The following is a 26,117-nucleotide window of genomic DNA, read 5'->3' as shown; positions in this document are numbered from 1 at the left end:
CTCAGGTATCGAAGCTCAGGCCGCGAGGCTACGTGCGGGGGTGGCGTCAGGTCACGAGCTTGGTGTCAGATCACGAGTCATGTATCAAGTCACGAGCCCAGCCGCTGACGCAGCTGCCGGGAGAGTTCGCGGTGACGGGCCTGAATGCCCGTGGAGAGCGTTTGGCGTAGCCAGCGGTGGCCAGCGTCATGGTGCAGGCGTTCATGCCACACCAGCCAGTAGGAGAAGCGGTTGAGAGGGATGGGCAACGGACGCAGGGCTAGCGGCAGCTGATCGAGCATGCTGATGGCCAGACAGCCCGGCACGCACAGCAACAGATCGCTGTGGCAGCTGACACTGAAGGCGGCCAGAAAATGGGGCTGGCGCATGACGACCTGACGACTCAGCCCCAGTTCCGCCAGCTTGAGGTCCACCGCGCCTCGCTCATCACCGCCCATGCTGATCAGTTGGTGACTGGCGGCGAGGAAGCCCTCCAGGCTCAAGGTCTCCTTCGCTGCCAGCGGATGGTCCTGGCGCATCACGCAGACGAACTGGTCATCCCCGATTTCGCGACCATGCACGCCAGCCGGCACCCTGGCGGTGGGCACGCACATTGCAAGCTCCGGCCCGCCTTCTTCCAGCTGCTGTTCGACATTGCCGCCATAGGCCTGGATATCCAGACGGATGCCGGGTGCCTGCTCGTGCAGCGGGGCGATCTGGGGTGCCACGAAGGCGTGCATGCCGTAATCGGTGGTGGCCAGCTGAAAGCGCCGTTGGCTATCTCCAGGCGAGAACTCGGGTGGCGCCAGCAGGGCACCCAGCTCCTGCAGCAGACGGGCGAGGGGCTGCCTGAGGGCCTCTGCGCGTGCGGTGGGACGCAGACCGCGTTGCGCCCGCACGAACAGGGGGTCATCGAAGGCCTCGCGTAGACGGCCCAGGGTGCGAGACACCGCAGGCTGGCTCAGGTTGAGGCGCTCAGCGGCCCGCGACACGCTGCGGGTTTCCAGCAGCGCATGCAGCGCAACCAGCGTATTGAGATCATGGCGGGCAAGTTCAGCCAGGTGCATGGCAAGCGGTTCCCGGTAGCGAGGCGACCCAGTCACTGGGATGAAAGTGTGCAGTTTCAACCGCACATGATATCAGTCTCATGCATACCGGGATTCAGTTTCTGTCATTGGTGTGATATCGGGAGCGCGCGTAATCTGGGGGCACTTCGTCGCCGAGCAACGCTTGCGGCGACCAGTCGTCACAGGGTTGAGGCCTCGGGCCAGCGGCCTGATGACGATTCTGATCACAAGTCGTTTGACCAGATCATTCGCAAGGAGCATCGCATGCAGACACGCTATTACACGATCACCGACTATCCGAAAGGCACCCCGGAACGCGACCTGTTCCAGTTGCGTGAGGAAGAGCTGAGCGAGCTCGGCGAAGGCGAGGTGCGCATTCGCAACAGCTGGCTGTCCGTCGATCCCTACATGCGTGGCCGCATGAGCGGCGTGAAGACCTATATCGACCCCTTCGAGCTCAATGAGCCGCTGCAGGGCGCAGCCGTCGGTGAAGTGATCGAGTCACGTGACTCTCGCTTCAAGCGCGGCGACAAGGTACGTCACATGGGCGGCTGGCGCGACATCGCACAGCTGTCGGGTGACCAGGTCGAGGCGCTGCCGAGCATCGAGGTGCCGGAGCAGGCCTACCTGGGCGTACTGGGCATGCCGGGCATGACCGCCTGGACCGGCCTCAACATCATCGCCGAGATGAAAGAGGGCGATAACGTGCTGGTCAGCGCGGCCTCCGGTGCGGTCGGCTCGCTCGCCGTCCAGCTGGCCAAGGCCAAGGGCGGCACTGTCGTCGGCATCGCCGGCAGCCAGGAAAAGCTCGATTGGCTGGAAGCGCGGGGCGTCAAGGCGGTCAGCTACAAGGGCAAGGATGCCGAGCAGCTGACGAAGGCGCTCAAGGAAGCCTGCCCGGACGGCTTCGATGTCTACTACGAGAATGTCGGCGGTGATTGCCTGGTGGCGGCGCTGAACAACCTGAATGTCGGCGCACGCATCGCCGTCTGCGGCATGATCTCCAGCTACAACGATACCGAGGCGGCGCCTGGCCCCTCGAACATCTCGATGATCCTGATCCGTCGTGCGCGCATGCAAGGCTTCATCGTCTTTGATCACTGGCAGAACTACAGCCGCTTCCTCGAAGAGGTAGGGCCGCAGGTCGCCAAGGGCGATATCGACTATGAAGAGACGGTGGAAGAAGGGCTCGAGCAGACGCCGGACGCCTTCCTCCAGCTGTTCTCGGGTGGCAACAAGGGCAAGATGCTGGTGCGTCTTTGATCTGAGAACTGACACAGCATTACTGAAGACCCGAATACCTGACGTCGCGCGTATGCGCGCTGCTCAGGCACTTACGAAAGGCTCGCTGCGGCGGGCCTTTTGCGTGGGTGGCCCGGCGTTGGTCATCACGCATTCCTGTTCATCACACGTTACTGGTCACCAGGCATTACTGGTCCTCAAATATCACCGGTCGTGAGGATTGGTGACTCTCACGAACCAAAGACGTGCGGCCTGCGCTCTACTTTGGTCTTGGTCACTGCTCTAGAATGCAGGCCATCGTTCGTGGGCAGGTGGCGTCATCGTCGCGTTTATCTGTCATTTGCCCACATGTCACTCTGTGTCAGGTGGCGCCTGACCACGGCTCTGTCATCTCATGTTGCCGTGTCGCCCCTGACTCCGCGAGGAGAGCATCATGCAGGACTTTACCTATCAGAACCCGACCCGCGTGCACTTCGGTGCCGGCCAGATCGCCAAGGTGCGTGACGAGATTCCGGCGGATGCCCGCGTGCTGGTCACCTACGGTGGCGGGTCGATCAAGCGCAACGGCGTGATGGATCAGATCGAAGCCGCGCTGGAAGGCCGTCAGTGGTGGAGCTTCGGCGGCATCGAGCCTAACCCGAGCTATCACACCCTGCTCGAAGCCCTGGAAGTCATCAAGCGCGAGAAGATCGATTATCTGCTGGCGGTAGGAGGTGGCAGCGTCGCCGATGGCAGCAAGTTCCTCGCGCTCGCCGCCTGTCACGCCGGTGATCCGTGGGAGATTCTCGCCGAGGGCAAGCACCCCGAGACGGCGCTGCCGCTGGGCGTGGTGCTGACACTGCCGGCCACGGGCTCCGAGTCCAATGGCAACGCCGTGGTCACCAACTACGAGACCCACGACAAGCTGCCGATGTTCAGTGAGCTGGCCTACCCGCGCTTCGCGGTGCTGGACCCGGCCACCACCCTGACCCTGCCGGAGCGTCAGAGCGTGAATGGCGTCGTCGATGCCTTCATCCACGTCAGCGAGCAGTACCTGACCTGTCCGGTCAATGCGCCGGTGCAGGACCGCTTCTCCGAAGGGCTGCTGATGACGCTGATCGAGGAAGGCCCCAAGGTGCTGAGTCAACCGGATGATCTGGCCGTGCGCGCCAACATCATGTGGGCTGCCAACCTGGGCCTCAACGGCCTGATCGGGCGTGGCGTGCCGCAGGACTGGGCCACCCACATGATCGGTCACGAGATCACCGCATTGCACGGTGTCGATCATGGTCGCACCCTGACCATCGTGATGCCGGCACTGTGGGAGGAGCTGTTCGAGGCCAAGCGTGCCAAGCTGGCGCAATACGGACGTCGCGTCTGGGCGCTGGAAGGCGATGAGGAGAGCGTCGCGCGCGCCGCCATCGACAGGACCCGTGACTTCTTCACTCGTCTGGGCGCGCCGGTGTCGTTGAGCGAAGCCGGTATCAGTGCCGACAGCATCGATCAGCTGGTCGACAACCTGACCCGTCACGGCTTCACCGCCATCGGTGAGCACGGCGATATCACGCCGGACGTGGCGCGTCGTATCCTGACCCGCGCTGCCTGATCACCGCACGTCAGTCTGGCCCGATTGTCAGCTTCAAACCCCTCGTCACCCCTGGTGGCGAGGGGTTTTGCATATCTCCCCCTTGCCGCAGCTTGCCGTCCGCCAGATCGCGTCATGCCAGAAGGCCGGATTCGCTTGACGAGACTTCGTCGTCGGCCGGTTTTTGTTACCCTATAACCTTTTGCACGCCCTTCATCTTGCGGAGATTTCAGCATGTCTCTGGATTCACGCGGCGCCGATACCGGCGACGCCCCGACGGATTTTGCACGCCAAACGCGGATACCAGTGCATCTGATCACCGGCTTCCTGGGAACAGGCAAGAGCAGTTTCATCCAGGCATTGGTCGCGGCCAAGCCAGCGGATGAGCACTGGGCAATCCTGGTCAATGAGTTCGGACAGGTGGGGATCGATCAGGCGCTGTTTGCCGGGCGCGAGGATGTCAGCGTCAAGGGGCTGCCTGGCGGGTGTCTGTGCTGTCAGCTGGCCTTCGTACTGCAGGCGGGGCTGGTCAGCCTGATCCATCAGACCCGGCCTGATCGTCTGATCATCGAGCCCTCAGGGCTGGGCCATCCGGCGGGGCTGATCGATGTGCTGCGCAGCGAAGGGCTGGCCTCGGCACTTGCGCTTGAGGAAGTCATCACCCTGTTGGACCCGCGCGCACTGGACGATACCCGCACGCGCGAACACGGTACTTTCCAGGACCAGCTGACGCTGGCAGGAGGCGTGGTGCTCAGCAAGCGAGATCTGGCGACCGAGCAGCAGCTGGCGGCCGCGCATGAGTTTCTGGCGGGGATGTGGCCGCGCAAGCGCTGGGTCGGTGAGCTGGGCAGAGCCGACGGCGAGACCCATGTACTCAAGGCACTCATGAACGGTCAGGAAGCCCGGATCATTGACTGGTTGATGGCAGGACAGGGCGCGAGCGGAAGTGTCGATGAGCCGTTGGCAGAACAGGTGAATGTGACGATGCCGGCCGCGCATCGTGCCGCATACGCCAATGCGGGCCAGGCTCTTGAGGCGTCCGCAGGTGATGAATCGCCCGCCTCAGACGTGATGCCGCTGCCCGGGGCACCGGTGATCGAACAGGCCGAGGGGCTTGAGCATGCCAGTCTGGGCTGGCGAATCGCCGCCAGCGAGGTGTTCGATCTCGATCAGCTGACCCAGTGGCTCGATGCCCTGCCGCGTGAGTGGCGCATCAAGGGCGTCTTTCACACCCAGGATGGTTGGCGCAGCTATAACCGCGCCAATGGACGTGCCGAGCTTGCTCCGTCCTGCTGGCGCGAGGATTCGCGGCTTGAGCTGATTGCACCGCTGGCCGGAGAGGAGCAGGAGGGGATGGTGGCTGCGTTGCCGCTAGAGGATTCCCGTCAGTTGAATGCAGCCTTGCTGGCCTGTCGCAGCGACGGTGCCGCCAGGCCCTTCAACTTCTTCGGCGAGTGAGCTGAGGCGGGCCCCTCAGGGCGCGCCTTTCACGTCAGGCGCTCCCATTCGCCGATCAGGTGCAGAGCTTCTTCGCGGGAATCGCCACACAGCTCGTGATCGAAATCGAAGTCACCGCACACCGCCGGGCGCTGCGGCGTGCCGAACAGCTTGCACAGGTTGTCGTCATCCAGCTGCACGCAACGCACCCCCGCCGGCTTGCCATCGGGCATGCCGGGAATCGGGCTCGAGATCGAAGGGGCGATGCAGCAGCCGCCACAACCGGCACGACAGCCGGGAGCGGCAGCATCCGCAGAAGGGGAGAGGGTCTGCGTCATGAGGTAGCGGACGCGTCTTCGTGCTCGGGGAGGACGAGAGGCTCGCGCGCCGTCTGCGGGGTATGCCGCGCGATGGCGCCCTTGTTGATGCCCTCGTAGGCCTCGACGCGAATGCTGTCACCGCTGTCGAGGGCGATCTGACGCGCCAGCCAGTCGGCGATCCACTCGATGGTGGTCGGTGTCGGCAACAGCCAGACCTGCTTGCGCGGCAGGCGGATGCGGAACCTGCCCTGCGGCGCCTCATAGCTGAATACCAGCTCACGTCCCGGGCGATCGATCAGATCGCCTTCCTCGGCCAGATAGCGGTCGTTGAGCTTCTCGGCCCACTCGGCTTCCAGTGCCGTGTCCCGCACGCCATTGCGTTCGATGATCAGCGGAGAGCGATGCCCATGCGCGATACGCTGGCAGTTGCCGCTGTGATGGCGCAGGCCATGACTGTAGGTGTAGGCGGCACCCTCGATGGTCTCGTCGCGCAGACGTACGCGCAGCGCCTCGACGCGCGGCGGCAGGCGGCGAGTCAGCAGCTTCTCGAAGTGGCTGGCCAGCACCTTGGTGGTGACTTCGGCTACCGGCAGCAGGCAGAAGGCCTGACGCGGGCCGCGCACTTCCATGGCATAGGGCTGGGTGAAGCGCAGGCACAGTCCCTCTGGACAGTCCGTGACGCTCACGCCTTCGGCCTGGCTGGGCACGATCAGGGTGTGGTCGGCATCCTGGTCGATCATGCGCTTGGCCCACGGCTTGACGTCGCCGAAGTCGAACAGCATGCCGTCATGGCCGACGGCACCGTCCAGCTCCAGATCCAGATGCTGGCTGATGCCGTACAGGCCGCGGGTATTGCTCCACACCGAGGCATCCACCGCGGTGAGGGCCCTGACGAACAGGGTCTTGGGAGTCATTGCGGTCATCAATCGATACCACTGATCTTGTGGGTCTGCAGCGAGAGCTGCCACTGGGGATTGCGCATGCAGTAGCTGACGCACTGGCTCATCGGCGTGTCACACGCCAGCACCTCGCGGTAATGCTCGCGGGCCGCGGCAGGCGCGGGCAGGGCGTCGAGGGCGGCGGTATCCAGTGGCTGCAGATAGAAGTGCGCGAAGTCCAGGCTGACGAAGCGCTCCGGCAGGGCCTCGGGTTGCGGGTAGACGAGCTTGAGCTCATCGCCGCCGGTGAGGACCAGCTCGCTGGCGCCCTTGGGGCTGACACACAGCCAGTCGATGCCGGCAGGCGGCTCGACGGTGCCGTTGGTCTCCACCGCGATCTCGAAGCCGCGGGCGTGCATCGCGTCCACCAGCTCACTGTCGAGCTGCAACAGCGGCTCACCGCCGGTGAAGACCACATAGGGCGTGGCGATGCCGGTGTGCTCCGGCCACAGGCTGGCCAGGAAGTCCGCCAGCGCGTTTGCGGTGCGGAACTTGCCGCCATTCTGGCCGTTGGTGCCGACGAAGTCGGTGTCGCAGAAGCGGCAGACCGAGGTGTCGCGGTCCTGCTCGCGGCCACTCCACAGATTGCAGCCGGCGAAGCGGCAGAACACGCTGGCGCGCCCTGCGCGAGCACCTTCGCCCTGCAGGGTGTAGAACGCTTCCTTTACCGTATACATCAGCGAGTGCCTGCGTCCTTGACGGAGTCGGTCGTTTCATAACCGAGCGGATCGCTCAGTCCATGGGCGGCGAAGGCCTCGAGGCGTTCACGGCAGCTGCCGCATTCCCCGCAGGCCAGTTCACGGCCTTCGTAGCAGGTCCAGGTCTGGGCGTAATCGAGCTGCATGGCGATGCCCGCGGCCAGAATCTCGTCCTTGCTCGCGTGCAGGAAGGGCGCGCGAATCTCCACCGGCGAGAAGTTGGCGATCGCGGCGACGGCGTTCATCTTGTCGACGAACTCCGGACGGCAATCCGGGTAGAGCACATGATCGCCACCGTGGGCGCCATAGAAGCAGACCTCGGCCTCGATGTTGACGGCCTTGGCGATGGCCAGGGACAGCAGGATCATGTTGCGGTTGGGCACCACGGTCGAGGTCATGGAGGCCTCGTCGTAGTCGGCCTTGGGCATCGCCTGGTCACTGTTGGTCAGTGCGGAGTTGTCGATCAGGCCATGGATGGCGCGAATGTCGACGACTTCGTGGGCGACGCCCAACGACTCGCAGACCTGGCGCGCGACGTCGAGCTCACGCGAGTGACGTTGGCCATAATGGAAGGAGAGAGCGTGTACCTCGAAGCCCTCCTGCAGTGCCTGGTGCAGGACAGTGAAGGAGTCCATGCCACCGGAATAGATGACGACGGCGCGGGGGCGCTCTGCAGAGGAGGCAGAAGCGGGTACAGCGGAATTCTGGGCGTTGAGAGTCATGACGGAGAATTTCTTTGACCGATGGATTCGGCGCCCGGGATCCGGTCCGGGCGAAACGGGCGCCTATCCTACTCTTCCACACGCCTTGATGCCACTCGTGCACTGGCGCGGGCCGCGGATACGTCGCCTGTCGTCAGGTTTTGCAGCGGCCATGGCAACCAAGCGTTGAGTCGGCGAGAAAATAGCCTTGGTACCCGCACCACAGGCTGGCATAGACTCGGAGTATTAGCGAAGCGTAGAGAGTGTCGACTGCGTGCTGCATGCTGGTACATGTAGTGCCTTCCCTGACGGCACGGACTTCGGGATGACTGATCGAGGAGCCGGTTGAATGGCTATCGAATGCCGTCTGGAGCAGCTTCTAAGTGACATGCGTAGCGGGGAGGCGTCTGGCGTTCGATGGTGCGTTCAAAAGGGCGATCAGAAAAGACAAGGTGCAGCACTCTGGCGCCTGTCCATGGCCATGGGAAGAGTCGCATGGACGCTCGGACATTGCCGCACTAGCCATGCTGGCCGGGCCTTGCTGCAGCCAGCGGCGACAAAGAAAGCAGGTGTAAGCAGATAAGCGCGAGAACAGCCGGTAGCGTGAATGACGTGTCATGTCCCGGTGGTGTTGCCCGCGTTGCGCAGCCTACGGCCAGCACCACTGGCGACAGGCGGCCATTGCGGGGCATCAAGCCATTTTCCTTATGACTGCAGGTGGAGTGAGCGTGCCTCTCGATATCTTGATCAAATTGCTGTCGTCCATCGAAGAGCCGTTGTGGATTCATGACCGCTTCGGCCAACTCGCCTGGACGTCGCCGCGCGCTCGCCAGGAAGACAGGGTGCCGGAGCTGCCATCTCCGCTGCCCAAGCAGCCGGAGCCTTGTGGCATCAGCGGCCAGCCCGGCTTCTGGTTGATGGGCATTACCGGAGAGCTGGGAGAATGGCTGCTGGTGCAGAAGGCCAATCTGCCGTGGCGCATGGCGATCTTCGATGCCGAGTGTCTGGTGGCCAACACCTGTGGCTGGAAGGAGCTGTTCGGTACAGAGCGGCCGCGTCTCGAACCGGTCAGCGAGCGGCGAGTCCGCCTCAAGGCGCCGTTCTCGGGGCTGGCGGAGGCTCGGGCGGCCGGGGTGGATGACAAGGTCTTGATCGCCCTGCGCCGGCTGCAGCCCATCAACCTGCTGTCGCGCGATCGTTTCAATGCCCAGATCGATGAACTGCTGCTGGAAGAAAGCGTCGACGGTAGCATCGATGGCGGCATCATCTACCTGTCGCTGACCCACCTGGAAATCATCAACTCGGCGCACGGAGCCGAACGCATCGATCCGTTGCTGGAGCGGGTGGCAGAAGCCATGTCCCTGCAGTATCGCGACGCTCTGGTCTGCCGCCCCCTAGGCAACGCCTTCGCGCTGTTCTTCATCGGGGATGAGGCCAGCCTGATCGCGCGTGCCAACGAGCTGTGCGAACGGCTGGTGATGCTGATGCGACTGGATGGCAAGGCCCTGCCGGTCACGGCGCGGGTCGGCATCAGTCTGGCACCGCAGCACGCGCGGCGCGCCCATCGCCTCATGCATCTGGCCGAACTCGCCATGTTGCATGGGGAATACGATGACATCGATGTCTGCGGCCCCCTGCATGTATTCTCGCCCGGCGCGCACATGCAGCACCTCAACGACTATCGCCTGACCAGTGACCTGCGCGAGCATCTCGAAGAGCTGGATCTCGCCTTCCAGCCCCAGTTCGACCTCGCCAGTGGCGAGGCCGTCGGTGTCGAGGTACTGGTGCGCTGGGACCATCCCGAGCTTGGCACCATCGGCCCGGGGCGCTTCATCCCGCTGGCGGAGCAGTACGGCTTGATCGGCACCGTCGGCGCGCGGGTGATGGACACGGCCCTCTCGGCGACGCGTGACCTGGTGACGCCGAACGGCAAGCCGCTGTCGGTGGCGATCAATGTCTCGGCTCAGGAGTTTCGTGACCCCGGCTTCCCCGAGCGCGTCTCGGAGGCCCTGGCACGTCATGACTTCGCGCCGGAACGCCTGGAGCTTGAGATCACCGAATCTTCACGCGTACCGGATCTCGATCGCGTCGTGGAGCGTCTCACCGGCCTGATCGAACGCGGTGTGCGCCTGGCGATCGATGACTTCGGCACCGGCTTCGCGTCACTGCTCTACGTGCGCGACCTGCGTGCTTGCCGCCTCAAGGTCGATCAGCGCTTCGTCGGTAGTCTTGATCATGATGCCCGCGACCGCGCCATCGTCTCTCATGCGATCTCGCTGGCCGACAGCCTGGGCATGGAAGTATTGGCGGAAGGCGTCGAGACCGCAGAGCAGGAGCGCCTGCTGGTCGAGATGGGCTGTCATCTGGTACAGGGCTTCCGTTATGCACGGCCCAAGCGCCTGCCGGAGCTGGTCGAGTGGCTCAAGCGCAAGCCGTCAATCCATCCCTGCCCCTGAGTGCCTTGTCCTGAGGGGATAAGAGAAGGGAGCCTTGAATGAAAACGCCCGCCACGCAGTGATTCTGCATGGCGGGCGTTTTCATGCTGGACGTTCGGGTCTGGCAGTGGCCGTGGGAGGGGACGGCTTGCATTCAGACTCGGGAGTCGTGGCGATGTCTCATTCGCTGCAACCGCTACCGTAGCCGTACATGTTCTCGAAGCCCGGAATGCGCTGCTCCCAGACGGGGGGGGTGCCGACGACCTCCTGCAGGCAATCGCTGAAGCGACGTGTCTTCTGCGGCAGGTACTGGCGGTGCGGGTAGACCAGGTGGATCGAAGGCAAGGGCTTCATCGGCACGTTGGTCAACAGCGGCACCAGTTCTCCATCCAGGATCTCGTCCTTGATGTTGATCGCGGACACCATGCCATAGCAGGCACCCGACTTGATGGCACCGATCAGCACGTCGGCATCATTGACCTTGAGGCGCGAATCCAGCGCCACCTTTTCCTCGACACCGCTCTCGGTGCAGACGCGCAGGCGATCGAGAATGAAGCCATCGCGGGAATACACCGCTGCCGGGAGGCCAGACAGGTCGGCGGGGGTCTGGGGCATGCCATGACGCTCGATGAAGGCCGGCGAGGCACAGATCAGGTGACGGTGTGCCGCCAGCGGACGCGCGATCAGGTTGGAGTCTTCCAGCTCCGACATGCGAATGGCCAGGTCATAACCGCCGCCGATCAGGTCGGTGAGGTGATCTTCCAGGCGCACTTCCACCTGGGTATCCGGGTAGCGCTCCATGTACAGACGCACGGCCTGGGCGACGTAGGTGCGGCCGAAGTGGCTCGGGCTGGTGATCTTCAGGATACCGCGCGGGCCATCCTGATAGGCGCCGGCCACATCATCGGTATCTTCCAGCACTTCACGCAGACGCAGTGCGTGCTGATGGATCTCGCGCCCCGCATCCGTCAGGGCCAGCGAGCGAGTCGAGCGATTGAACAGGCGAATCTGCAGTTCTTCTTCCAGACGGCTGATCTGCTTGGAGACCACCGAGCGGTTGACCTGACGATGGTCAGCCGCCTTGGAAAAACTCTGTGCTTCTACCACATCGAGAAACAGCAACAAACGGGATGCTTTATCCACGGTCTGACCTCTCGTGATGCCATGGGGAGGGGAACACTCTGCCAGCCATCCATGAGGCAGTCAGTGCATATAAAGCGACGGTCCATCTTCGGTAGCAGTCGATAACCGGTGACATTGCATGGATCATCTTCACGAATCCAGGTGACGGAAATCTCTGACAGGATGAGTTTATCACGGTCACTGTTTCCTCTAATACCACGCATCAACGCGTTTCTCGCTCTTCCTGTTGCCGACAATGCATCAAAGACATGTCCCACTGAGCCTATCTGGGGTCCGGTGAAATCCCTAGAATCATCCTTCCAGCGTCACGCAAGTGTTCCGACGCCTTTACTTTCATCCAACCAGTCATGCTCGACATGCTGGGAGTGAGTTCATGTCTTCTTCTATGTCCAACGACGCCTCTGCACCGACCCCGCCAACGTCGGAAACTCCGACGACGCGTGAGCTGATGTCACGCCTGTGGCGCAGCACCTTGCCGATGACACTCGGTATCATGGGACTGCTGGGCTTCAACCTGGTCGATGCCGCCTTCGTCTCGCATCTGGGCACCGCACCACTGGCCGCGCAATCCTTCACCTTCCCGCTGACCTTTCTGATCATCGGGGTGCAGGTCGGCATGGGCATCGCGATCGCCGCGATCGTCTCGCGAACCCTGGGTGCCGAGGATGAGGCGCGTGCACGGCGCCTGGGCGGTGTGGTGCTGCTGGGGTCCGGTGTGGTGATGGCACTGCTGATGTTGCTCTTGTGGGTCATCAGGGGGCCGGCCTTCGAGTTGCTGGGTGCCAATGCCGCCGAGATGAAGCTGATCGAGGTCTACTGGGGCCCATCACTGATCGCCAGCTGGCTGGGGGCCATGGCCTATGTGCTCTACAGTTTGTTCCGCGCCCACGGCGATACGCGTCTGCCGGGTGAGATGATGCTGCTGACCAGTGTCTTCAATCTGGTGCTGGACCCGCTGCTGATCTTCGGCGTGGGACCGCTGCCCGGCTTCGGTCTGGCGGGGGCTGCCTGGGCGACCGTACTCTCGTTCGGGGCCGGGCTTGCCATCACGGCGTTCAAGCTCTCGCGCCGCGACTGGATGGAATATCGCGGCCTGTGGGCCGAATGGCAGGCCTCGCGCCGTCAGCTGGCGGGAATCGCGATACCCGCGATTCTGTGCCAGATGATGCCGGCGCTCTCCGCGATGCTGGTCACCGCCATCGTCGCGGGGCTTGGCCAGACGGAGGTGGCCGCCTGGGGGATCGCCTCACGCCTGGAAACCTTCTCGCTGATCGTGGTGCTGGCCCTGACCATGTCGCTGCCGCCGTGGCTGGGACGCTGTTATGGTGCCGGCCGTTGGCAGGAAATTCGCCGCCTGATGAACCTGGCCGCTCGCGTGGTGATGCTCTGGCAGCTGGTGCTGGGCATCATCGCGGCAGTGATGGCGACTCCGCTGGCCTATGTGCTGGTGGGCAGTGATGAGGTCTCGGCGGCGCTGGCGGTCCTGCTGCCGTGGATGTTGCCCAGCTACTCCTTCCTCGGCATCTGCATGCTGGTCGTGTCGGCTGCCAACGCGCTGGGGTGGCCGCTGCGTGCCACGGCGCTGTCCTTCGTACGTCTCTTCGTCTGCTTCTTGCCGGCGGTATGGTTGGGGGCACATCTGGATGGTCTGCGCGGGGTCGCCATCGGCTCGGCGATCGGCAACCTGCTGGCGGGTGTGGTGGCATGGCGTGTCTATCGTCAGGCACTGGGCGACCGCGGCAAGTCAGTGCGTCGCCATGCCTATGTCGCGACGACCTGATCGCCCGGGCCCTCGTGACGTCCTGCCCGAGCGCCCCTTCGAGATGTCAGGCGCTTTTCATGAGATTCTCGCCAGAAGGTCCTGCTGGAGACCCTGCCAGTAGACCTTGTCAGAAGCCCCGTCAGCAGTCCCGTTGAGCAGACCGAAAGCGGCCATTCCAAAAATGGCCGCTTTTTTGTTTATTATCACTGCCATGGCACAAAATTTACCTGCTTATTTTCTGATTTATAGGCTCATAACAGAATATTAACCGTGGTTTGCGCCTCTATACTGGATGCATTCAGGCCAAGCCACTATGCGTCGCCCAGTCGACCGGTGTTGGCCTTCATCGTCTTTATTCGCTGCCGAGTGCGCGGATACGCCTGTCATTTGCCGTGGGGCGCGGCTTGCAGTCATGGGGTAGGCCAACATGAAGATTCTTGTACTCGGTAGCGGCGTCGTCGGTGTCACCAGTGCCTATTATCTGGCGCGTCAGGGGCATGAGGTCACGGTCGTCGACCGTCAGGCCAGTCCGGCGATGGAAACCAGCTACGGCAACGCCGGTCAGGTCTCCTTCGGCTTCTCCTCGCCGTGGGCAGCGCCGGGCATTCCGCAGAAAGCCGTCAAGTGGATGTTCCAGGAGCATGCGCCGCTCAAGATCCAGCCGCGCATGGACCCGCAGATGGCCAAGTTCATGGTCAAGATGTTCGCCAACTGCAACGCCGATCGTTATGCCGTCAACAAGGAGCGCATGGTGCGTGTCTCCGAGTACAGCCGCGCCTGCATCAACGCCCTGCGCGAAGAGACCGGGCTGCGCTACGAAGACCGCCAGAAGGGGCTGTTGCAGCTGTTTCGTACCCAGGCCCAGGTCGATGCCGTGCAGAGCGACATGAAGGTGCTGGCGGGCTGTGGCGTGCGCCATCAGCTGCTGGACGCCGACGCCTGCGCCACGGTGGAGCCTGCACTGACCCGCGTGCCGGGCAAGTTCATCGCCGGCCTGCACCTGCCGGATGACCAGACCGGCGATTGTCACCTGTTCACCAACCGGCTGGCGGATTACTGCAGCGACACCCTGGGCGTCAATTTCGTCTTCAATACCACCATTCAGCGCATCCAGCGCAGCGGCAGCCGCATCGAGAAGGTCATCACCGACCGTGGCGAGATGACCGCAGATAGCTACGTGATGTGTCTGGGCAGCTACTCGCCGTTCCTGGCGCGTGATCTGGATCTGGATCTGCCGATCTATCCGGTCAAGGGCTACAGCCTGACCGTGCCGATCATCAATGCCGATGCTGCGCCGCAGTCCACCGTGATGGACGAGACCTTCAAGGTCGCGCTGACACGCTTCGATGACCGTATTCGCGTGGGTGGCACCGCCGAGCTGGCTTCGTTCGATCTGTCGCTGCTCGAGAAGCGCCGTGCGACCATCAACATGGTGGTGCGTGACGTGTTCCCGGAAGCCGGTGACTATGCGCGGGCGGAATTCTGGGCCGGCCTGCGTCCGATGACGCCGGATTCCACGCCGATCATCGGTGGCACCAAGTACGACAATCTGTGGTTGAACACTGGCCACGGCACCCTGGGCTGGACCATGAGCTGCGGCAGTGCGAGTCTGTTGGCGGACCTGGTGGATGGTCGCAAGCCCACCATCGATCCCAACGGTCTCAGTCTTGGTCGTTACGCTGCCTGATGCTCGGCGCAGTATCTGTGACAGTGTCAGTGGCTGCGCCAGGGTCTGCCAGGCCGTGCGTACTACCGTGTCGTCGTCTTTTTTGAGTGTCTTTCCGTCAACTGATTGAACAAGGAATTGCGCATGACCAAGCAGATTATCTCTACCGAGTCCGCACCGGCTGCCATCGGCCCGTATTCCCAGGCGGTGCGCACGGGTAATCTGGTGTTCCTGTCCGGCCAGATCCCGTTGGACCCGGCGACCATGGAAGTGGTGGAAGGCGGTTTTGAAGCCCAGGCAGACCAGGTCTTCCGCAATCTCAAGGCGGTGTGTGAAGCTTCCGGTGGCAGCCTGGATCAACTGGTCAAGGTCAATCTGTTCCTGACCGATCTCAGCAACTTCGCCGTGGTCAATACGCTGATGGAGCGGTACTTCAGCCAGCCGTATCCGGCGCGTGCGGCCGTCGGCGTCAAGGAGCTGCCCAAGGGCGTGCTGTTTGAAGCAGAAGGTGTACTGGCACTCTCCTGATCGCTCGTCGATTGTCGGTCTGAACGAGCGGCCGCTCTGAACCAGCGGCCGGTCTCAACGAACGTCTGGCGCGAATCGATGCCTTGTCTCTCACTCCCCCCGCTGATTTCTCAGCGGGGGGAGTGTCGTTTCAGGGGTCGTGACGCCATGTAGGCAAGTGAAGCGTGACATTTGGCGCCTGCATGATTAGCGTAAGGCTAAATGAGCCAGCGCCCTTTGCTGACTCTCGGAGCATCGCGGACGAACCCTTCAAGGAGCAACACCATGGCGCAGTCAGACACAGGCACCCGTGAACCCGGCATACGGCTGCGTCAGCTGGAAATGCTGTGGGCGGTGATCGAGTGTGGCTCGATGAAAGGCGGTGCCGCTCAACTGGGGATCAGTGTGCCGGTGGTCTCGCGGGGCTTGGCGCAGCTCGAGCAGACGCTGGGCTATTCGTTGTTTCTGCGTGAGGGCGGCAAGCTGGTGCCGACCCCGGAAGCCGAGCGCCTGACGCCATCACTCGCCCGGATGTTCAGCGCTCAATCCGAGCTCAGGCGACTGGCCTTCGGGCCGGGCAGCGGCAAGCGTCCGCGTCTCGTGCTGGCGGTGACGCCCGGTCTGGAGGCATTCAGTGCCGGTTGGCTGACGCGTATCGCGGCCAGTGAAGCCTTGAGTGAGTGGCTGCCAAGCCTGGAAGTGCTGGAGGTATCACAGCATGACCTCGCCATCCGCGAGGGCCGGGTCGCGATGGCGGTGAGCCTGGAAGCACCGCCGGAGCCCCAGGGTGGCAAGCGTGCCAAGACCGCAGCGGCACGCGCCCGCGAGCTGAAGGCCAGCCTGCGTCAGCGAGCGCGCGAGGAGACGACTCTCATCGAGGGCAATGATGACGAGGCAGAGCCTACCGCCAAGGCGGCCATGCCAGAACTGGGGGATACACCGGAGCTGCCGTTTGACGTCGAGGATGATGCGCACAATGCCGAGGGGGCCGCTCCCCGGAGCGTGGCAAGCGAAGAGGCCAGTGACGAGGCGCAAGCCGAGGCACCGCCCGCGCTGAGGCTGCCCTTGATACTGTTGTGGCCCTCGCGCTGGCCGCTGCTGGACAAGCCGCTGACCCTTGCTCGCCTCAATGAACGCCCGTTTGTCGATCTGCCGGAAACCAGCAGTCAGGGGCGCTTGATTCGTGGGCTGCTCAAGCGTGAGCGTGTGACCCCGGCGAGTCTGCTGGAAGTCGCCACGCCGGCAAGCGCTGGGCGCCTGGCGCGCGCGGGCAGTGCCGCCACCATCATTGATGCGCTGTCGGCGCATCAAGTTCTTGAAGATGCCGGTGGAGACCTGTTCGGTGTGCCGCTCTCGATGCGCAGCGAGCGCTATCTGGAGCTCACATGGCAGTGCCCGACGGCCGGGAAAGGAGAGGCACTGAACGCGGTGCAGACCCTGTTGATCAGTCTGCTCGAAGAGGAGGTGGCGGCGAGCCTGGCCGGGTTTGCGCAGGAGGGCGAGGAGTGATGATCAGAATGCTGGCGGCCGATAACGCCTGACGATGCCTTGTACAGGCAATGAAAAAACCCGCCAATCGGCGGGTTTTTTCATATCTTTCACGAAGCGTTGGCCTGGGCTCAGCTCTTGACGACGGTCGCGATGGCCTTGGCCACATAGGGCAGGTTCTCGGTGGAGAAACCGGCCACGTTGGCACGCCCGGAGCGCACCATGTAGATGCCGAACTCGTCACGCAGGCGATCGACCTGTTCCGGCGAAAGGCCGGTGTAGGAGAACATGCCACGCTGCTCGGCGATGAAGGCGAACTGCTCATCCAGACCATACGGCTTGAGCGCCTCGACGAAGTCACGACGCAGGCCGTTGATGCGCTCACGCATTTCGGTCAGCTCGCTTTGCCACTCGCCGCGCAGGGTGTCGTCCTCGAGGATATCGATGACCACCGCGCCGCCATGGGCCGGCGGATTGGAGTAGTTCTCGCGCGCGGTGATCGCGGCCTGGGAGCGCACGTCGAGCATGCTCTCCTCGTCCTTGGCGATCAGGATCAGGCAGCCGGTGCGCTCGCAATAGATGCCGAAGTTCTTGGAGCATGAGCTGGTGATGATGGCTTCATCGACATTCTCGGCCAGCAGGCGCACGCCGTAGGCGTCTTCTTCCAGGCCGTCACCGAAGCCCTGGTAGGCGAAGTCGATCAGCGGCAGCAGCTTGCGTGCCTGGACGACTTCCAGCACCTGGTCCCACTGCTCGCGGCTCAGGTCGAAACCGGTCGGGTTGTGGCAGCAGGCGTGCAGCAGCACCACGTCACCTTCCGGGATGGTCTTGAGCGTCGCCAGCATGCCATCGAAGTCGAGGCGGTTGTTCTCGTCGACGTAGGGGTAGTTGTGGCGCGTGACGCCAGCGGCGTCGAAGATGCCCAGGTGGTTCGGCCAGGTCGGGGTCGACAGCCAGATATCACGGCCCTTGAGGTTGCTGGCGATGAAGTCCGCGGCCAGACGCAGGGCACCGGTACCACCGGGCGCCTGGGTGGCGCTGGCGCGATTGGCGGCCAGCACCGGCGACTCGGCGCCCAGCACCATCGGCAGCACGACCTTGCCGAAGCGCGGGTCACCGTGAGAGCCGATGTAGGTCTTGGTGACTTCATTCTCGACCAGGCGGCTCTCGGCCTGCTTGACCGCACGCATGACCGGCGTATTGCCGTTGGCATCGCGATAGACGCCCACGCCGAGGTCGACCTTCTGCGGGTTGGTGTCCTTGTTGAAGGCTTCGATCAGGCCGAGGATGGCATCCCCGGGTACACGCGCAATCTGCTCGAACATCTTATTTCGCTACCTCGTCGGTTCTGGCGGCCATGATGAAATCGTTCTTGTGCAGACCCTTCATCTCGTGGGACCACCAGGTCACGGTGACCTTGCCCCACTCGGTGAGAAGTGCCGGGTGGTGCCCGACTTCCTCGGCAATCTCGCCTACGCGATTGGTGAATGCCAGTGCCTGCTTGAAGTTGCGGAACGTAAAGCACCGTTCCAGTTGCATGATGCCATCGCGATTGAGCAACTGCCACTCGGGAATGGCGGTCTTGAGCGTCTCGATGTCGCTATCGCTGACCTTGGGGGCATCGAAGCTGCAGGCTTCACAGGACTGTCTGGCGAGTTCGGTCATGGCGCTATCTCCGGCTTGAGGAAAGGGTGGGGTTGATGGAAAGGCGTACCCCATGGGGCAAGGGTGCTGGTGCGATCAGCATGGTGCGATCAACGTGGTGCGAAGCGCGGTGTCTTGAGACCGAGTGCCATGGCCTCGTGCACCAGCGCCATGATGTCGCGGCTGGCGAGTTCATGCAGGTCCTCCAGTGACTCAAGGACATAGTAGAGCGGCTGCAGGATGTCGATGCGATACGGAGTGCGCAGTGCCTCGATGGCATCGAAGGGCAGATGCTCGGGCCGCTCGAGGTTGTCCGCAAGCTCGCCCAGGGCATAGCGGGTCTCGCGTGGCGAGGAGATGATGCCGCCGCCGTAGAGGCGCAGCGCACGACTGCCATCGGGTTGAGTCTCGCGCAGCATGCCGAATTCCACCGTCATCCAGTAGAGGCGGGCCAGATAGACGCGTTCTTCCTTGCTGGCGGCAAGACCGAGTCGTCCGTAGGTGGCGGTGAATTCGGCAAAGGCGGGATGCGTGAGCATCGGGCAGTGGCCGAAAATCTCGTGGAAGATGTCCGGCTCCTGCAGGTAGTCGAGTTCTTCCGGGGAGCGGATGAAGGTGGCGACCGGGAAGCGCCGCTCGGCGAGCAGCTCGAAGAAGCGCGTGAAGGGGATCAAGGCCGGCACGCGAGCGGTTCGCCAGCCGGTGGCGGCCTCGAGGACACGATCGATCTCGCCAAGTTGGGGGATGCGGTCCACTGGCAGGGCAAGGCGCTCGAGCCCTTGCAGATACTCGCGACAGACACGCCCCTCGACCAGTGCCATCTGGCGCGTCATCAGTGCCTGCCAGGTGGCGTTTTCCTGATCGCTGTATTGGATATGGCCCCGGGCATCAGGCTCATGGGCCATGTAGCGGGTGCCCTTGGCCCTGGTTTGCGAGCCGTGCTGAGCTTCCTGGGATGTCTGTGGCCAATGACGACCTTGCGGTGCGTTCATGCAACCTCCCCAACGAGTTGGCGGCGCTGCCAAGCAGGCTGCCGTGTTGTCATTATGGCGTACATGCCAATCCTTGCATGTCGATGACAACGCTAGGCCTTGTCGGGTGGCGTTGACCAGTGGTCAGGCGTGGCTTTGCGCGGCAGATGAGTCCGCGTTGGCACGTGTCTTGTCACATAATTCTGACACTGGAGCGGTGACTGGGCGTATCCTGTGCCATTCGGGCGCTCATGCACTTCTGTGTCGCCGTCTTTTGTAAGGAATGCTTTACGAGGTTTTTGATAACGCTTACGTTAACGTCACTCAGCCGTCACTCGGTCGGCGACGTCAAGCCGGTGACATCATTTCGACAAGAATTCCAACAACAATGCCGAGAACGCCATGCGCCTCAAACTGACCTGTCAGAATCGAATCGGGATCCTGCGCGACATCCTGGCTCCCTTTGCCGATTACGGCCTCAATGTGCTGCGCGGTGAGGTGGGCGGAGAGGCCAACAACTCCATCTATCTGCATGTGCCCAACATGCTGCGTATGCAGCTCTCCACCCTGAAGCCGACTCTCGAGGAGATTCCTGGGGTCTTCAAGGTCAGTCGTGTCAGCCTGATGCCCACCGAGCGACGCCATCTGGAGCTCAATGCGCTGCTGTCATCGCTGTCAGACCCGGTGATGTCCATCGACATGGATGGACGCGTGGTGGCGGCCAATCGCGCGGCGGGCAAGTTGCTCGGGGTACGCATCGATGAGGTGCCGGGGTTGGCGCTGACGCGTCATGTCCAGGATGTCGATCTGCCGGAGCTGATCCGACGCAACAATGCCCGCGTCAATGGCCTGCGCCTGCGGGTGGGGGAGGAGACCTTTCTCGCCGATATCGCGCCATTGCACACCGAGAACGAGGATGTTGCCTCGCTGGCGGGTGCCGTGGTCACCCTGCACCGTGCAGACCGCCTGGGCTCGCGCATCTATCAGATCCAGCGCACCGAGGTGCGCGGCTTCGAAGCGATATTCCAGGCGAGCCGTCAGCTGTCGGCGGTGGTCAAGGAAGCTCGCCGCATGGCTCCGCTGGATGCGCCGCTCTTGATCGAGGGCGAAACCGGCACCGGCAAGGAGCTGCTGGCGCGGGCCTGCCACCTGGCCAGCCCCCGCGGCCAGGCACCCTTCATGGCGCTCAATTGCGCGGGGCTGCCGGAGTCGATGGCTGAAACGGAGCTTTTCGGTTACGCCCCGGGCGCCTTCGAGGGCGCGCGCCCGGAGGGCAAGCTGGGCCTGCTGGAGCTGACCAGTGGCGGCACCATCTTCCTGGATGAGGTCGGCGAGATGAGCCCGCGCATGCAGGTCAAGCTGCTGCGATTTTTGCAGGACGGCGGTTTCCGGCGTGTCGGCAGCGATGAGGAAACCTTCCTCGATGTGCGCGTGATCTGCGCCACCCAACAGGACCTGCCGGCATTGTGCAGTGAAGGGCGCTTCCGTCACGATCTCTTCCATCGCCTCAATGTGCTGTGTGTGCAGATCCCGCCGCTCAGGGAAAGTCTGGATGGGCTCGAGGAGCTGGCGAGGCATTTTCTCGAGCGGGCAGTGCGCCAGATCGGCGCTCGTGTGCGAGATATCTCGCCCGAGGCCATGGCGCGCCTGCAGGGCTATCACTGGCCGGGCAACGTGCGTCAGCTGGAGAATGTGCTGTTTCAGGCCGTGTCGCTGTGCGATGGCGAGGTGATCGAGGCGCAGCATCTGCGCCTGACCGGGAAGGCGCGTGATGAGGGGCTGGACAATATCGACCTGACCGGCAGCCTGGGCGATATCCATGACGAAGTCGAACGGCGCATCCTGGCGCATCTCTATCCCGAGTATCCGTCCAGCCGATTGCTGGCCAAGCGTCTGGGGGTCTCGCATACCACCATCGCCAACAAGCTCAAGCGTCACGGCATCGCACAGGAGTGACCCACGGTGCAGTTGATGGCGGGAGAGTCAGCACAACAGGGCGCGAGAAAAGCGGACGAGCAGGAAAAGGAGAAGGAGAAGGAGAAGGAGAAGAAGGGGGAGAAGGCAGGCAAGAAGGCAGGAGCGGAGAGGGGCTTGAATGCGTGTCTGGATATCGGGATTGGCGAATTGTTTTGCTCGCTAATAAAGGGTATGATTCTCATATTGTTAGCAAGCTAATGTAGGTGGCGTCTGGTGTCGGCGGCAACAGTTACCCTGACGCCTCACCAATCCAGGCTCTCGTGGGGCTTCCGCTCAGTACCGATGAGGGGAAGTGTCATGGGAGCCTTCATGTCGAGAGATGAAACATGAGCGCACCTTCTCCGGGGTCGGATTCGACACAGGAAATCCCGCTTCACGAGCAGATCAAGCCCTCGCTGGGTGGCCAAGTCGGCCGGGTCCATCGTCTGTGGCGCACCGCCATCACCAGCGCGGTGCGTAGCCTGGACATGACGGAATCGCGCTGGACGGTCATGGTCCATCTGGAAAAGCTCGGCGAGGGGTGTACCCAACAGATGCTGGCCAGTGAGCTGGGCATCGAGATGCCGTCTCTGACGCGCACCCTCAACCAGCTCGAGGCTCGGCAGCTGATCGCGCGCGTGGCGCATGAGACCGACAAGCGGGCGCGTTGTCTGTGGTTCACCGAGCAAGGCCGCCAGTGCCTGGCCCAGTTGACGGAGCGCATCGAGCGAGTGCGTGCCGAGCTGTACGTCGGCTTCGATGACGAAGAGCTCAATGCCTTCGCCCGAGCTCTTCTCCAGTTCGAAGACAATGCCAGTGCCAGCATCGCGCGCTCCCAGGCTGAATATCAGCGCAGTCGCCAGGGGTAGCATCCGATCAGCGTGGCGCGTCGTAGCGCCCTGCGGTGCCATGGGTGAACACCACCTGCCACAGCTGGAGCTGGCGGGCGCGGAAGGCACCTGCGCAGGCGCCGAGATAGTACTCGAACATGCGCTTGTCGCGCGGTGAGTAGGTATCGGCCAGTTCATGCCAGTGCTGGTCGAGATTGGCACGCCACGCCATCAATGTCGGGTCATAGTCGGCGCCGAAGTTGTGCCAGTCCTCCATCACCAGATGCGCTTCGCTGGCGCGTACCAGCTGACTGGCGCTGGGCAGCACGCCATTGGGGAAGATATAGCGATTGACCCAGGGGTCGGCCGAGATATCACTCTGGTTGGAGCCGATGGTATGCAGCACGAAGCGTCCGCCGGGGCGCAGCAGATGCGCGGCATGCGCAAAGTAGGTGGCGTAGTTCTTGTGGCCGACGTGTTCGAACATGCCAATCGAGGCGATGGCATCAAAGCTTCCGACCGTGCGCCGGAAGTCAGGGTCGCGATAGTCCTTGAGCAGGATTTCCACCGGTAGCCCTGCGCAATGCTCGCGCGCCAGCGCGGCCTGCTCGGCGGAGATGGTGATACCGACTACCTCCACGCCGTAATGGCGCGCGGCGTAGGCGGCAAGACTCCCCCAGCCACAGCCGATATCCAGCAGGCGCATGCCGGGCGTGAGCCCCAGCTTGCGACACACCAGATCCAGCTTGGCCTGTTGCGCCTTGCACAGGTTCTCCGCGCTCACCGCCAGATCTTTCCAGTAGCCGCAGCTGTAGCACAGGGTGTCATCCAGCATGCGCGTGAAGAGGTCATTGTACGGGTTATATGAGTGTGCCTTTCCGGATATGGACATATACCTCCGTATGGACACATCCAACCCCCTTCACCTCAGCTTCCTGGCTAGAAGCCGCCTCCCATGAGATAACAGCCAAGTGATCGTGCCTACTCTTCATTTCTGGCCAAGAAAATAAACCTCGGCTATTTTCATTAGGGTGGCTGAATGTAGAAAAGCATTACACTATCCCTGCATACGTCACCACCTACGAGCAATCCACTCATCGCAAAAAAATTGTTAAAAAAGAGGTTTGATATGGCTGTCAAACACACACCTACTGGCGTGGTGCACAAAGGAACAAAAGGTGGAACCACAGGATGCGGATTTAACACCCGAGAAAACTCTCATCATTGGGTTTCATCATCTCAACGGATAACGTGTGACAAAAATGGCTGTAAAAACTAAAACCTAAGCCCTCAAGCCCTCTCAGCCATCACACCTAATGACTGAGAGGGTCGGTTTTTTAAAGCACAACAACACTAAGTTCGCAAATTTCTAAAAAATCTCAGACATACCTAAACGGCTTCTTTTTCTTCCAAAAGATCAGTTAACAAATACTCAAACCCACCATCATCAGTTCCCAGCACCATGTTAAAGATGATGCGGCTCAGGGAAGACTGAGGAAGACTATAGTTCCTGTTAAACGGCTTCACATCCCAGCCATTGGCCAAAGCCCGCTCCATGTTCCGTGAGATGTTTCCTACGACCGAGTTAGCTGCCTGCCTTTTGCTGATAGAACCTCTCATATAATAGGCGGCTGCGTCCTTAGCGGCTCGCCAAATGAAGTTGTAGACCTGGGCCACACTGAACTTCTCTAAGCACTGGCTTAGAACCTGCCGAGTTTTCTCCCCCGGCGACAGGTACAGTTGATGTTCCTCCAGAACAGTCTTCAGAAAACCGAGGCATTCATTCAGTTGGACTTCCTTGCATAGCGTTATGAATTCCGGCGCCTGTCGGAAGCTTTGTACGGTTTCCTCATCGAAAAAATCATTGATCAGCGCCGTGATCTGATCAGCGCCTAAAGCAAGGTTAAACGCGCACTCACCAAGATCGATACTGAACCGATCATCTTCCTGAAGTTCGACCGCCTCAAGACGCGTATCCAGGCAGATTAGCAGTAGGTGGCCGTCAATCAAATGCCGAAGAACTTTGTGGTCATAGACAAAATCGGGCGACAGAGTACAGGCGGGGTAATCATCTAGCGGCTCAATGATACTGAAGTTTTCATCGCCTAACGCCTGAATCACAGCTAAAAGGTAGATTTTGCTGGTCAGGTCTAGCATTGCTGGGTCTGGCGTGTTGTTTTCCGCCGACTGCCGCATTTTCAGGATCAAGTCCCTCTTCTTGTCGGCGATGGCTTGGCGCTCAGCACCCATACATGCTTTGCAGACCCGATCCTGAAGCCACCGGCGCTCCTGATACTGGCTGCGGGTGCCAAAGCGGTACGGCTGTTTGCAACGCCCACAGCAGATGTCTTCCAGCCATATGAAGGCGTGCTGCTCGACGAACCTACTGACCACATGGGGCTTCATTCCATGAGTGGTCGCAATCTCGCGTATCTTGAGCGCATACTCGCCTTCCTCAGTCTGTCGCCAGTAGTCCGCGCAGATGCGAGCGTTCTGCTCATCATCAGTGAGAATCTCCAACTGCATCCAGGCCACTCCAAATGAGAATTATAGTCCGTGGAATTGTATGCAGTGGGCCGTGATAGTTCCATCCTTTGGATGGAGCGGGACAGATGCGGAACGAGAAGCTGGTGGCATTCGGCCAGAGGGTCAGAGAGCTCCGCAAAAACAGAGGGTTATCTCAGGAGGCCATGGCTGCACTGGCCGGAGTGGACCGTAGTTATATGGGCCACATAGAGCGCGGTGAGAAGAACATCACCCTGACCAAGGTCTACCAGATCAGCGAAGCCCTCGGCATCGAGGTCGCCGACCTCTTCCCCCGCACCGCAACCCCTAGCGTGTCTTCTTCGGATTGACGATCCCTCGTCGCTTCTTCCTGAGCTGCGCTTTCATCCAGTGGCCCGCCTCACGCATCTCATCACGGAGATCCTGAAGCTCCTGTACGCTGAGACGCCGAAACTGACCGTGTTTCCCGGCCTCCAGCTCATCTGATCCGTGCGCCATACCTGCCCCGCTCAATCGATCAGTCGGCCTGCCATGTCATCCAGCCTGGCCTTGACGCCCTCCCACTGTGGCATCACTTGCCCCATCAGGCGATAGAAACGCTCGCTATGGTTATGCTCCGCGATGTGACATAGCTCATGCAGGATGACGTAATCCACGCATTCCCGAGGAGCCTTCACCAGGTGCGGATTCAGCGTCAGACGCCCTTGCGGCGAGCAGCTTCCCCAGCGCGTTTGCATGGCCTGCACCCGCATCGGTGGCTGCTCAGAGACCCAGAGCGCCTGTTCCAGCATGGCGTCGAGCCGCCGCCCAAACACCTCACCCGCACGCTCCCGATACCAGCGTGCCAGTAGCTGTTTGACCTTGTCAGGCCGCCTATGGCGAACGCGTACCTCCAGCCGACCGCGTAGCAGCTTGACACCTTGTCGCTCCGTCAGCGTCTCGATCACTTTCAGAAGGTGCTGCCTGCCCAGGTAGTAATGGCTTTCGCCACTCACATAGCGGCGTGGGATCACGTATTCATTCTGAGCGCGAAACTGGCGTAGCTGTTGATAGATCCACCGCGCCCGCTGCCGAACAGCATCGAGCACCTCATCGTCACTGGCTTCCCGTGGAGCCAGGGCTTCGACCCGGGTATCCGGATGGACCTTGATCAGCACCCGATTGATGCCTTGGGACCGGTCCAGGCGCCGGATGGTGATACATTCGTCGCCATAACGAAACACCAGCTCGCGACCATAGAGAGCGGCATCAGCGATCATGACGC

24 protein-coding genes are annotated in these 26,117 nt (G+C 62.0%); 12 read left to right on the top strand and 12 right to left on the bottom strand.

Annotated features, from left to right (window positions below):
- Positions 1-89: 89 nt before the first annotated feature.
- On the bottom strand, positions 90-1,046 hold the full coding sequence (locus AC5WNI_RS12055; protein ID WP_285461446.1) for a LysR family transcriptional regulator: 957 nt from the start codon (positions 1,044-1,046) through the stop codon (positions 90-92).
- Positions 1,047-1,310: 264 nt separating this feature from the next.
- On the opposite strand from AC5WNI_RS12055, the gene AC5WNI_RS12050 reads away from it, so the two are divergent.
- The 3 genes from AC5WNI_RS12050 to AC5WNI_RS12040 all read left to right on the top strand — a co-directional run bounded on the left by AC5WNI_RS12050 (position 1,311) and on the right by AC5WNI_RS12040 (position 5,310).
- On the top strand, positions 1,311-2,309 hold the full coding sequence (locus AC5WNI_RS12050) for an NADP-dependent oxidoreductase (protein ID WP_175088619.1): 999 nt from the start codon (positions 1,311-1,313) through the stop codon (positions 2,307-2,309).
- A 412-nt stretch (positions 2,310-2,721) separates the two neighbouring features.
- Entirely contained in the window at positions 2,722-3,873 is a 1,152-nt protein-coding gene (locus AC5WNI_RS12045) for an iron-containing alcohol dehydrogenase (protein WP_495928512.1), read from the top strand.
- A 213-nt stretch (positions 3,874-4,086) separates the two neighbouring features.
- Entirely contained in the window at positions 4,087-5,310 is a 1,224-nt protein-coding gene (locus tag AC5WNI_RS12040) for a CobW family GTP-binding protein (protein ID WP_495928511.1), read from the top strand.
- A 29-nt stretch (positions 5,311-5,339) separates the two neighbouring features.
- Here the strand turns inward: AC5WNI_RS12040 and AC5WNI_RS12035 are convergent, their stop codons facing one another.
- From AC5WNI_RS12035 to queC, 4 genes are read right to left on the bottom strand one after another with little or no spacing between them, the layout of a single operon-like run.
- On the bottom strand, positions 5,340-5,627 hold the full coding sequence (locus AC5WNI_RS12035; RefSeq protein WP_175088622.1) for a YkgJ family cysteine cluster protein: 288 nt from the start codon (positions 5,625-5,627) through the stop codon (positions 5,340-5,342).
- Complete coding sequence (locus tag AC5WNI_RS12030; RefSeq protein ID WP_368449595.1) at positions 5,624-6,523, bottom strand: 6-carboxytetrahydropterin synthase; 900 nt, start codon at positions 6,521-6,523, stop codon at positions 5,624-5,626. Before AC5WNI_RS12030 ends, AC5WNI_RS12035 begins: the two co-directional genes overlap by 4 nt.
- Positions 6,524-6,531: 8 nt before the next feature.
- Entirely contained in the window at positions 6,532-7,224 is a 693-nt protein-coding gene (gene queE, locus AC5WNI_RS12025; protein ID WP_175088624.1) for a 7-carboxy-7-deazaguanine synthase, read from the bottom strand.
- Positions 7,224-7,967, bottom strand: coding sequence for a 7-cyano-7-deazaguanine synthase QueC (gene queC, locus AC5WNI_RS12020; protein ID WP_368449593.1), 744 nt, complete (start codon positions 7,965-7,967; stop codon positions 7,224-7,226). Before queC ends, queE begins: the two co-directional genes overlap by 1 nt.
- 707 nt (positions 7,968-8,674) lie before the next feature.
- Here queC and AC5WNI_RS12015 point away from each other — a divergent pair.
- Positions 8,675-10,402: a putative bifunctional diguanylate cyclase/phosphodiesterase gene (locus AC5WNI_RS12015; RefSeq protein WP_175088626.1), complete on the top strand. Its 1,728-nt coding sequence runs from the start codon at positions 8,675-8,677 to the stop codon at positions 10,400-10,402.
- Between the two features lie 159 nt (positions 10,403-10,561).
- On the opposite strand, the gene AC5WNI_RS12010 is transcribed toward AC5WNI_RS12015, so the two are convergent.
- Positions 10,562-11,524: a LysR family transcriptional regulator gene (locus tag AC5WNI_RS12010; protein ID WP_175088627.1), complete on the bottom strand. Its 963-nt coding sequence runs from the start codon at positions 11,522-11,524 to the stop codon at positions 10,562-10,564.
- Positions 11,525-11,972: 448 nt separating this feature from the next.
- Here AC5WNI_RS12010 and AC5WNI_RS12005 point away from each other — a divergent pair, with 448 nt between their 5' ends.
- From AC5WNI_RS12005 to AC5WNI_RS11990, 4 genes are all read left to right on the top strand, one after another.
- A complete protein-coding gene (locus AC5WNI_RS12005; RefSeq protein WP_368449892.1) occupies positions 11,973-13,304 on the top strand; it encodes an MATE family efflux transporter in 1,332 nt (443 codons plus the stop codon).
- 409 nt (positions 13,305-13,713) lie between these two features.
- Positions 13,714-14,973, top strand: a complete 1,260-nt coding sequence (locus tag AC5WNI_RS12000) for a D-amino acid dehydrogenase (RefSeq protein ID WP_368449591.1) — start codon at positions 13,714-13,716, stop codon at positions 14,971-14,973.
- Between the two features lie 123 nt (positions 14,974-15,096).
- On the top strand, positions 15,097-15,480 hold the full coding sequence (locus tag AC5WNI_RS11995) for a RidA family protein (protein ID WP_175088629.1): 384 nt from the start codon (positions 15,097-15,099) through the stop codon (positions 15,478-15,480).
- A gap of 264 nt (positions 15,481-15,744) precedes the next feature.
- Positions 15,745-16,968: a LysR family transcriptional regulator gene (locus tag AC5WNI_RS11990; protein WP_495928510.1), complete on the top strand. Its 1,224-nt coding sequence runs from the start codon at positions 15,745-15,747 to the stop codon at positions 16,966-16,968.
- 110 nt (positions 16,969-17,078) lie between these two features.
- Here AC5WNI_RS11990 and AC5WNI_RS11985 read toward each other — a convergent pair whose 3' ends face one another.
- From AC5WNI_RS11985 to phhA, 3 genes are all read right to left on the bottom strand, one after another.
- Positions 17,079-18,272 (bottom strand): amino acid aminotransferase, encoded by a 1,194-nt coding sequence (locus AC5WNI_RS11985; RefSeq protein WP_285461436.1) that lies wholly within the window; start codon positions 18,270-18,272, stop codon positions 17,079-17,081.
- Between the two features lies 1 nt (position 18,273).
- On the bottom strand, positions 18,274-18,612 hold the full coding sequence (locus AC5WNI_RS11980) for a 4a-hydroxytetrahydrobiopterin dehydratase (RefSeq protein ID WP_054555480.1): 339 nt from the start codon (positions 18,610-18,612) through the stop codon (positions 18,274-18,276).
- 89 nt (positions 18,613-18,701) lie between these two features.
- Positions 18,702-19,496, bottom strand: a complete 795-nt coding sequence (gene phhA / locus AC5WNI_RS11975; protein WP_254627001.1) for a phenylalanine 4-monooxygenase — start codon at positions 19,494-19,496, stop codon at positions 18,702-18,704.
- Positions 19,497-19,964: 468 nt separating this feature from the next.
- Between phhA and AC5WNI_RS11970 the strand changes: the two genes are divergently transcribed.
- The 3 genes from AC5WNI_RS11970 (at position 19,965) to AC5WNI_RS11960 (ending at position 22,387) form a co-directional block, all read left to right on the top strand.
- Positions 19,965-21,518: a sigma-54-dependent transcriptional regulator gene (locus AC5WNI_RS11970; protein WP_495928509.1), complete on the top strand. Its 1,554-nt coding sequence runs from the start codon at positions 19,965-19,967 to the stop codon at positions 21,516-21,518.
- Between the two features lie 6 nt (positions 21,519-21,524).
- Positions 21,525-21,737, top strand: coding sequence for a hypothetical protein (locus AC5WNI_RS11965; RefSeq protein ID WP_368449585.1), 213 nt, complete (start codon positions 21,525-21,527; stop codon positions 21,735-21,737).
- A 128-nt stretch (positions 21,738-21,865) separates the two neighbouring features.
- Positions 21,866-22,387: a MarR family winged helix-turn-helix transcriptional regulator gene (locus AC5WNI_RS11960; protein WP_175088635.1), complete on the top strand. Its 522-nt coding sequence runs from the start codon at positions 21,866-21,868 to the stop codon at positions 22,385-22,387.
- Between the two features lie 7 nt (positions 22,388-22,394).
- Here AC5WNI_RS11960 and cfa read toward each other — a convergent pair whose 3' ends face one another.
- On the bottom strand, positions 22,395-23,240 hold the full coding sequence (cfa, locus tag AC5WNI_RS11955; protein ID WP_495928508.1) for a cyclopropane fatty acyl phospholipid synthase: 846 nt from the start codon (positions 23,238-23,240) through the stop codon (positions 22,395-22,397).
- A gap of 497 nt (positions 23,241-23,737) precedes the next feature.
- Positions 23,738-24,874, bottom strand: coding sequence for a hypothetical protein (locus AC5WNI_RS11950; protein WP_317292173.1), 1,137 nt, complete (start codon positions 24,872-24,874; stop codon positions 23,738-23,740).
- 86 nt (positions 24,875-24,960) lie between these two features.
- On the opposite strand from AC5WNI_RS11950, the gene AC5WNI_RS11945 reads away from it, so the two are divergent.
- Positions 24,961-25,203, top strand: a complete 243-nt coding sequence (locus AC5WNI_RS11945; protein WP_317292174.1) for a helix-turn-helix domain-containing protein — start codon at positions 24,961-24,963, stop codon at positions 25,201-25,203.
- A 159-nt stretch (positions 25,204-25,362) separates the two neighbouring features.
- Here AC5WNI_RS11945 and AC5WNI_RS11940 read toward each other — a convergent pair whose 3' ends face one another.
- Complete coding sequence (locus AC5WNI_RS11940; protein WP_317292175.1) at positions 25,363-26,112, bottom strand: M48 family metallopeptidase; 750 nt, start codon at positions 26,110-26,112, stop codon at positions 25,363-25,365.
- Between the last annotated feature and the right edge of the window lie 5 nt (positions 26,113-26,117).

The organism is Cobetia sp. PDI-12MA, assembly GCF_059507695.1.
The sequence above is the reverse complement of the archived record's forward strand: the minus strand, read 5'-3'. Positions and strand labels throughout refer to the sequence as shown.

Bases quoted from the DNA above. Each gene is read 5' to 3' on its own strand.
- AC5WNI_RS12055 (WP_285461446.1), bottom strand. From the start codon at position 1,046: ATGCACCTGGCTGAACTTGCCCGCCATGATCTCAATACGCTGGTTGCG.
- AC5WNI_RS12050 (WP_175088619.1), top strand. From the start codon at position 1,311: ATGCAGACACGCTATTACACGATCACCGACTATCCGAAAGGCACCCCG.
- AC5WNI_RS12045 (WP_495928512.1), top strand. From the start codon at position 2,722: ATGCAGGACTTTACCTATCAGAACCCGACCCGCGTGCACTTCGGTGCC.
- AC5WNI_RS12040 (WP_495928511.1), top strand. From the start codon at position 4,087: ATGTCTCTGGATTCACGCGGCGCCGATACCGGCGACGCCCCGACGGAT.
- AC5WNI_RS12035 (WP_175088622.1), bottom strand. From the start codon at position 5,627: ATGACGCAGACCCTCTCCCCTTCTGCGGATGCTGCCGCTCCCGGCTGT.
- AC5WNI_RS12030 (WP_368449595.1), bottom strand. From the start codon at position 6,523: ATGACTCCCAAGACCCTGTTCGTCAGGGCCCTCACCGCGGTGGATGCC.
- queE (WP_175088624.1), bottom strand. From the start codon at position 7,224: ATGTATACGGTAAAGGAAGCGTTCTACACCCTGCAGGGCGAAGGTGCT.
- queC (WP_368449593.1), bottom strand. From the start codon at position 7,967: ATGACTCTCAACGCCCAGAATTCCGCTGTACCCGCTTCTGCCTCCTCT.
- AC5WNI_RS12005 (WP_368449892.1), top strand. From the start codon at position 11,973: ATGTCACGCCTGTGGCGCAGCACCTTGCCGATGACACTCGGTATCATG.
- AC5WNI_RS12000 (WP_368449591.1), top strand. From the start codon at position 13,714: ATGAAGATTCTTGTACTCGGTAGCGGCGTCGTCGGTGTCACCAGTGCC.
- AC5WNI_RS11995 (WP_175088629.1), top strand. From the start codon at position 15,097: ATGACCAAGCAGATTATCTCTACCGAGTCCGCACCGGCTGCCATCGGC.
- AC5WNI_RS11990 (WP_495928510.1), top strand. From the start codon at position 15,745: ATGGCGCAGTCAGACACAGGCACCCGTGAACCCGGCATACGGCTGCGT.
- AC5WNI_RS11985 (WP_285461436.1), bottom strand. From the start codon at position 18,272: ATGTTCGAGCAGATTGCGCGTGTACCCGGGGATGCCATCCTCGGCCTG.
- AC5WNI_RS11980 (WP_054555480.1), bottom strand. From the start codon at position 18,612: ATGACCGAACTCGCCAGACAGTCCTGTGAAGCCTGCAGCTTCGATGCC.
- phhA (WP_254627001.1), bottom strand. From the start codon at position 19,496: ATGGCCCATGAGCCTGATGCCCGGGGCCATATCCAATACAGCGATCAG.
- AC5WNI_RS11970 (WP_495928509.1), top strand. From the start codon at position 19,965: ATGCGCCTCAAACTGACCTGTCAGAATCGAATCGGGATCCTGCGCGAC.
- AC5WNI_RS11960 (WP_175088635.1), top strand. From the start codon at position 21,866: ATGAGCGCACCTTCTCCGGGGTCGGATTCGACACAGGAAATCCCGCTT.
- cfa (WP_495928508.1), bottom strand. From the start codon at position 23,240: ATGTCCATATCCGGAAAGGCACACTCATATAACCCGTACAATGACCTC.
- AC5WNI_RS11950 (WP_317292173.1), bottom strand. From the start codon at position 24,874: ATGCAGTTGGAGATTCTCACTGATGATGAGCAGAACGCTCGCATCTGC.
- AC5WNI_RS11945 (WP_317292174.1), top strand. From the start codon at position 24,961: ATGCGGAACGAGAAGCTGGTGGCATTCGGCCAGAGGGTCAGAGAGCTC.
- AC5WNI_RS11940 (WP_317292175.1), bottom strand. From the start codon at position 26,112: ATGATCGCTGATGCCGCTCTCTATGGTCGCGAGCTGGTGTTTCGTTAT.